This is a genomic window from Albidovulum sp. (assembly GCF_049646345.1).
GTDB lineage: Bacteria > Pseudomonadota > Alphaproteobacteria > Rhodobacterales > Rhodobacteraceae > Albidovulum.
Genome location: NZ_JBARVQ010000499.1, coordinates 1 through 5,978 on the forward strand (window position 1 = coordinate 1; position 5,978 = coordinate 5,978).

Annotated in this window: 6 protein-coding genes; 5 read left to right on the top strand and 1 reads right to left on the bottom strand. The window is 63.8% G+C overall.

From position 1 onward, the window contains the following. A partial coding sequence (locus WBB85_RS12585; protein WP_432638954.1) for a LysR family transcriptional regulator occupies positions 1 to 704 on the bottom strand: 704 nt, incomplete at its 3' end. A gap of 130 nt (positions 705 to 834) precedes the next feature. Between WBB85_RS12585 and WBB85_RS12590 the strand changes: the two genes are divergently transcribed. From WBB85_RS12590 to WBB85_RS12610, 5 genes are all read left to right on the top strand, one after another. Beyond that, a complete protein-coding gene (locus WBB85_RS12590) occupies positions 835 to 1,977 on the top strand; it encodes a M24 family metallopeptidase (RefSeq protein ID WP_432638955.1) in 1,143 nt (380 codons plus the stop codon). Then, on the top strand, positions 1,978 to 2,763 hold the full coding sequence (locus tag WBB85_RS12595; RefSeq protein ID WP_432638956.1) for a maleate cis-trans isomerase family protein: 786 nt from the start codon (positions 1,978 to 1,980) through the stop codon (positions 2,761 to 2,763). Positions 2,764 to 2,776: 13 nt separating this feature from the next. Continuing rightward, positions 2,777 to 4,048, top strand: a complete 1,272-nt coding sequence (locus WBB85_RS12600; RefSeq protein WP_432638957.1) for a sarcosine oxidase subunit beta family protein — start codon at positions 2,777 to 2,779, stop codon at positions 4,046 to 4,048. A 6-nt stretch (positions 4,049 to 4,054) separates the two neighbouring features. Continuing rightward, the gene (locus WBB85_RS12605) at positions 4,055 to 4,339 is read left to right on the top strand and encodes a sarcosine oxidase subunit delta (protein ID WP_432638958.1); all 285 of its coding nucleotides are present in this window, start codon (positions 4,055 to 4,057) and stop codon (positions 4,337 to 4,339) included. After that, the coding region (locus tag WBB85_RS12610) for a 2Fe-2S iron-sulfur cluster-binding protein (protein WP_432638959.1) at positions 4,336 to 5,978 on the top strand (1,643 nt) is incomplete at its 3' end. The genes WBB85_RS12605 and WBB85_RS12610, both read left to right, overlap by 4 nt.

Genomic DNA, 5,978 nt, shown 5'->3' on the forward strand with positions numbered 1-5,978 from the left:
TTGCCGCGCAGGGCGGTATCGAGCGTACTGCCATAGGAGCGCAGGTTGACCTTGAGGGCTGCAGCAATCTCGTTATTTCCGGTAAGGGCAGCGAAGTCGCCCCAGTTGATCCACTTCGGCGTCAGCTTGTCGAAGTCGAGAAGTGTCTTGGTTTCAAAACCCTGCATCGATCCAATCAGCGACGGCGCTGCCACCGGCAGCCAGATTTCCTCGAACAGGGGAGCGCCATCCCAACCTGCAGGAATATCAGACCCGTAATAAAAAACGGCATCTGCCTCGAAGTCGAAAAGGTCCGCATCCTTGTCCGAGGCCGTCAGCGTCACCGGCACGGCGTTCGGCCCGAGCAGGTATTCATTGATACGCGGCGTCAGCCAATACTGTGCCACGGCGACATTCGCGGCGAATGACAGCCTGTCTGCCCCCGTCGCGCGGCGTATCTGTTGCAGGCAGGTATTCAGGTAGTCCAGCGCCTCTGAAGTGTTGGTAGCCAGTGTTTTTCCGTTGCGCGACAGCGCGATATTGCGCCCGCTGCGATGCACAAGCGGCAACCCCAGCCAGTCTTCCAGCACCTTCACCCGCTTGCTGACCGCCGCCTGGCTGACATTCAGTTCTTCGGCGGCGCGGGTGAAGCTGCCATGCCGGGCGACAGCCTCGAAGAACAGCAGGTAGTCCAGCGGCGGCAGGGAGCGGCGGAAGTTTTTCATAACTTTTGGTTATCATAAATCCGCAACAGATGTCACTTTGGAAATCGCCGGGCCGGGCCTACGCTGATGCATCATTTCGGCCCGTCTGATTTTCGATGCGAGAGGGGCCGGACGCGCGAGGGAATGCCATATGTTCACCGAAAGACTGTCCCGTTTTCAGACCCGTCTGGCCGAGGCTGGCATTGATGTGGCGCTGATCACGGATGACGACAACGTCTATTACCTGACCGGCTACTACGACTATCTGCATATGGAATTCGGCCGCCCGACGATCCTCGTCGTACCGAAGGATGGCCCCTCGCTGCTGATCACGCCGACGATTGACCTCAATTCCGCCAAGGCGGCGGCGCGTGTCGACCGCATCGCGCCCTGGAATGACGGCATGGGCAAGGAATGGCGCGAGGAATTGCCGGAGGCCGTCAAGGGCGCGGGCAAGGTGGGGATCGAGCCGGGCCACATGCCGCCCCTTGTGCGGGCCTATGTTGATGAACTGATCGGCAAGGAGCGGCTCACCAGTGTGACCCCGATCCTGAACGAAATGCGGATGATCAAGTCGGATGAGGAACTGCAACTCGCCCGCCATGCGGGGCAGGTCGCGACCGCGATGATGGAAGCGGGCCGCGCAGCAATCGGTAATGGCGTGCCGGAATACGAAGTGGCGATTGCCACATCGCAGGCCGGGACCCGCAAGGCGGCGGAATTGCTGGCCGCGCATTACGACGATGCCGACATGTCGCCCAACACGCATTTTCTGCAGATCATGGCCTCGGGCAGCGACATCATCAAAACCCATCATCGCGCCTCGACCCGCATCATGCGGGTGGGGGAGCCGGTTTTCCTCTGCTTCTGCGGCATGACCAACTTCCATCGCTTCAAGCTGGGCTTCGACCGCACCTTCTGGATCGGCGATGCGCCGGACGATCAGGTCGCGGTCTATGAGGTGGCAGTGGCCAGCCAGAAGGCGGCACTCGACGCACTAAAGCCCGGTGTCACCGCCGAAAGCGTCCATGCGGCCTATGCCGAGGTCATTCAGGGCGCGGGTTTCGAATATCCGTTCCGCTGCGGCCGCGCGACCGGCTTCAGCTTCCTGGAGGCGCCGCAGCTCGTGACCGGCGACACGACCGTGATCCAGCCCGGCATGGTGCTGGCCGTCGACGGCTCGGTCTCGGTCGACACGTTCCGCGCGCAGGTCGGCGACAGCTTCATCATCACCGAAAGCGGCTGGGAGCCGCTGACAAGCCACCCCAAATCCGTCGAGGAGGTTATTCTTTAGATGTTCCAGCCCGGTCAGATCATCACATCAAAGCCCCGCACCCCCGAAATGGATGCTGGCCGCTTCCACCGCGCCAAGCTCGGCTTCATCCTCATGTCCACCGATCCCTCTGCCGAGGGCGATTTCTGGGACATGGCGCCCGAAGGCGTCGCCGTCTATGTCACGCGGCTGAAAACCGACGATCACACCACGACCGAAACGCTCGCGCTGCATATCGAACATATGGCCGACGCCGCGTCGCGCATCCAGCCCGAGGCAAAGCCGGATGTGGTCAGCTATTCCTGTACTTCAGGTTCCATCGTCATCGGCGAAGACCGGGTGATGGCCGAGATCAAAAAGGGCGCACCCTGGGCGCAGCCGATGTGCCTGGTGCAGGGTGTCCTTGATGCGCTGAATGAGTTGGGCGTCAAGAAGCTGGTCGTGGGCACGCCCTATCTTGACGACATCAACACCGCCGAGGCGGAGTTTCTTGTCGAACGCGGCTTTGACGTGCTCGACATTCAGGGCCTCAACATCGCCAGCGGTTGGGATATGGGGCTGGTCACGCCTGAATACTGGAAGAAATTCGCGCTGGAGATCGACCGGCCCGATGCCGATGCGATCTTCCTCAGCTGCGGCGGCGTGCGGTCGCTGCCCGCAGTGGCAGAGATCGAGCAGATCACCGGTAAGCCGGTCATCACGTCCAATCAGGCGCAGTTCTGGTCCTGCCTGCGCCGCGCGGGCATCATGGATGAGCTGGAGGGCTTCGGCCAGATCTTCAAACATCCCGGCAAGCATCTGCGCTAGACCTGCTGATCAGATGACCCGCTTCACCGCATGGAATGTCTTCTGGCAGGGGATGACCGGCCAGAAGGGCTGGACCCGTCAGTGGCGCGATCCGGAGCCGAAGGCCCAGTACGATGTGGTCATCGTCGGCGGCGGGCTACACGGGCTTGCCACCGCCTATTATCTGGCCAAGACCCATGGGGTGGCGAATATCGCCGTTCTCGAAAAGGGCTGGATCGGCGGCGGCAATGCCGGGCGCAACACCACCATCGTTCGGTCGAACTATGCGCGCCCCGGCAACCGGGAGTTCTATGAGCATTCGCTGCGGCTCTGGGAAAGCCTGAGCCATGAGTTGAACTACAACGTGATGTTCTCGCAGCGCTCGCATATCGCGCTGTTGCACAGCCCCGGCGCCATCGACGCGGCGTCGCGCAACTACAATACGATGCGGCTGACCGGCACTGCGGATGCGGAAATCTGGGATCTGCCGACGCTGAAGCGCGCCGTGCCTCATCTGAACTACGCCGCCGATGCGCGGTTCCCGATCATGGGGGCGGCGGTGCAGAAACGCGCGGGCACGGCGCGGCACGATGCGGTTGCCTTGGGTTATGCCCGCGCTGCCGATGCGCGCGGCGTCGACATCATCCAGAACTGCAAGGTCGAGGGGATCGCCCGCGAGGGTGGCCGGATCACCGCGCTTGAGACCTCACGCGGTCGGATCACCGCCGGAAAGGTCGCCTTTGCTGTCGCGGGCAGCACCTCGCTTCTGTGGCAGATGGCGGGGCTTGGCCGCCTGCCGATCGAAAGCCACAAGCTGCAGGCCTTTGTGTCAGAGCCGCTGAAACCGCTTCTCGATCAGGTCGTGGTCTTCGGCATGGGCGGGGCGCATTTCTACATCTCGCAATCCGACAAGGGCGGGATGGTCTTCGGTGGTGATCTGGACTGGTACAAGTCCTATGCCCAACGCGGCAACTTGCCCATCGTGCAGGACGTGGCCGAGGCCGCGATGTCGGTTCTGCCCTGCCTTGGCCGGGTGAAGCTGTTGCGGCATTGGTCGGGGCTGGTCGACATGTCGATGGATGGATCGCATTTCATCTGCAAGACGCCTCTCGACAACCTCTACCTGAATGCCGGCTGGAACTACGGCGGCTTCAAGGCCAGCCCTGCCTCGGGCTGGTGGTTCGCCGACCTCATCGCCAACGACCGGCCCGCGCCGATGATCGCGCCTTTCGACCTGAAACGGTTCGAACGCGGGGTTCAGATCGACGAACGCGGCGCCGGGCCCGACTGCAAACTGCACGGATAGGACGAGATGCTACGGATTGACTGCCCCTTCTGCGGCACCCGCGATCACAGCGAATTCAGCTATGGCGGCGACGGGTCCGTCACCTATCCCGCCCTTGATGCGCCAATGCAGGATTGGCACGACGCGGTCTTTTTGCGCGGGAATATCTGCGGGCGGCAGGTGGAGACATGGCAGCATGTCCATGGTTGCCGCATGTGGCTGATGGTCGAGCGCGATACCCTGACGCATGAGATCTTTTCGGTCCGCCCCGCCCATCCGGGTCTGGCATCGGCGCTGGAGGCCGCGGAATGAGCGCCCGGCGTCTGGACAAAGGCGGCCGGATTGATCGCACGCGGCCCGTCAGCTTCCGCTGGGACGGGCTGACCCTTAAGGGTTTCGCGGGCGATACTCTGGCCTCGGCGCTGATGGCAAACGGGCAGACCAAACTCGGTCGCAGCTTCAAATATCACCGCCCGCGCGGCATCATGTCGGCCGGGGTCGAGGAATCCGGCGCCATTGTCTCGGTGGGCCACGGCGCGCGGCATGAGCCGAACGTCAAGGCGACGATGCAGGAGCTTTATGCGGGGCTGGAGGCCAACGGTCAGAACGCCTGGCCCAACGTGCGCTTCGACCTCGGCGCGGTGAACGGGCTCTTCGGTCGCTTCTTCTCGGCGGGGTTCTATTACAAGACCTTCATGGGCCTGCCGCCCTTTGAATGGGGGCGCGGCACCGGCCTCTGGATGCAGTATGAAAAGCTGATCCGCAAGGCGGCCGGGATGGGCCGGGCCAGCCGCGAAGCCGACCCGGACAGTTATGATTACGCCCATGCCTTTTGCGATATTCTTGTCGTGGGCTCGGGCCCCGCTGGCCTCAATGCTGCATTGACGGCGGCAGAGGCGGGCCGCGACGTGATGCTGGTCGAGCAGGATTTTGAGCTGGGCGGCGATTATCTGAACGACCCCGCCGCCGAAGGCGAACGCTCCGCGCTGGTCGCCGCCGTGGAACGCGCGGGCGTCCGCATCCTGACCCGCACCACGGCTTTCGGTCTTTATGACGGTGGTGTCGCGGGGCTGGTGGAGAGGGTGACGGATCATCTGGCCGCGCCCGATCCGCATCTGCCGCGTCAGCGTTTCTGGACAGTGCGGGCGGGCGCGACGGTACTGGCAACCGGGGCGCTGGAACGCTCCATCGCCTTCGCGGACAATGACCGGCCCGGCGTGATGACGGCTGCGGCTGCGCGGAGCTATCTCAACCGCTACGGTATCCTGCCGGGTCAACGCATCGTCATCGCGACCACGAACGACAGCGCCTATGGCGCCGCGGGCGAACTGGCCGCCGCCGGGGCAGAGGTCGTGCTGGCCGATGCGCGGAGCGATGCGGTATTGGCCCCTGAAAGGGTCAGCTTGCGGCCGGGTCTGGCGCCCCTTGCTGTCCTCGGACGGCGCGGTGTGGAGGGCGTCAGACTTGCCACCCGCTCCGGCGCAGGCTGGTCAGAGGCCGCCCGCGAAGACTGCGACCTTTTGCTAGTTTCGGGCGGCTGGTCGCCGGTCGTGAACCTCTCCTCTCACCGGGGGGCCAAGCCCGTCTGGAATGCCGATCTGGCCTGTTTCCTCGCCGGACCGACAGAGGAGCCCATCCATATGGCAGGCTCTGCCGATGGCGTCTGGAATCGGGCCGATTGCGCGGCCTCCGGCGTGGCGGCGGCGCGCCGCGCAATGGGCGAAGCGGCCGAGGCACCAGCCCCGGGCGGCTGGACGCAGCCGATCCAGCCCGTCTATGAGGTGCGTCAGCCCGAGACACGCGCGAAGGCCTTTGTCGATCCGCAGCATGACGTGACCGGCGACGATGTGCGGCTGGCCCATCAGGAGGGCTTCGTCTCGGTCGAGCATCTGAAACGCTACACCACGCTTGGCATGGCGACCGATCAGGGCAAGATGGGCAATGTCATCGG

Coding starts and splice junctions, on each gene's coding strand:
- WBB85_RS12590 (WP_432638955.1), top strand. CDS start 835: ATGTTCACCGAAAGACTGTCCCGTTTTCAGACCCGTCTGGCCGAGGCT.
- WBB85_RS12595 (WP_432638956.1), top strand. CDS start 1,978: ATGTTCCAGCCCGGTCAGATCATCACATCAAAGCCCCGCACCCCCGAA.
- WBB85_RS12600 (WP_432638957.1), top strand. CDS start 2,777: ATGACCCGCTTCACCGCATGGAATGTCTTCTGGCAGGGGATGACCGGC.
- WBB85_RS12605 (WP_432638958.1), top strand. CDS start 4,055: ATGCTACGGATTGACTGCCCCTTCTGCGGCACCCGCGATCACAGCGAA.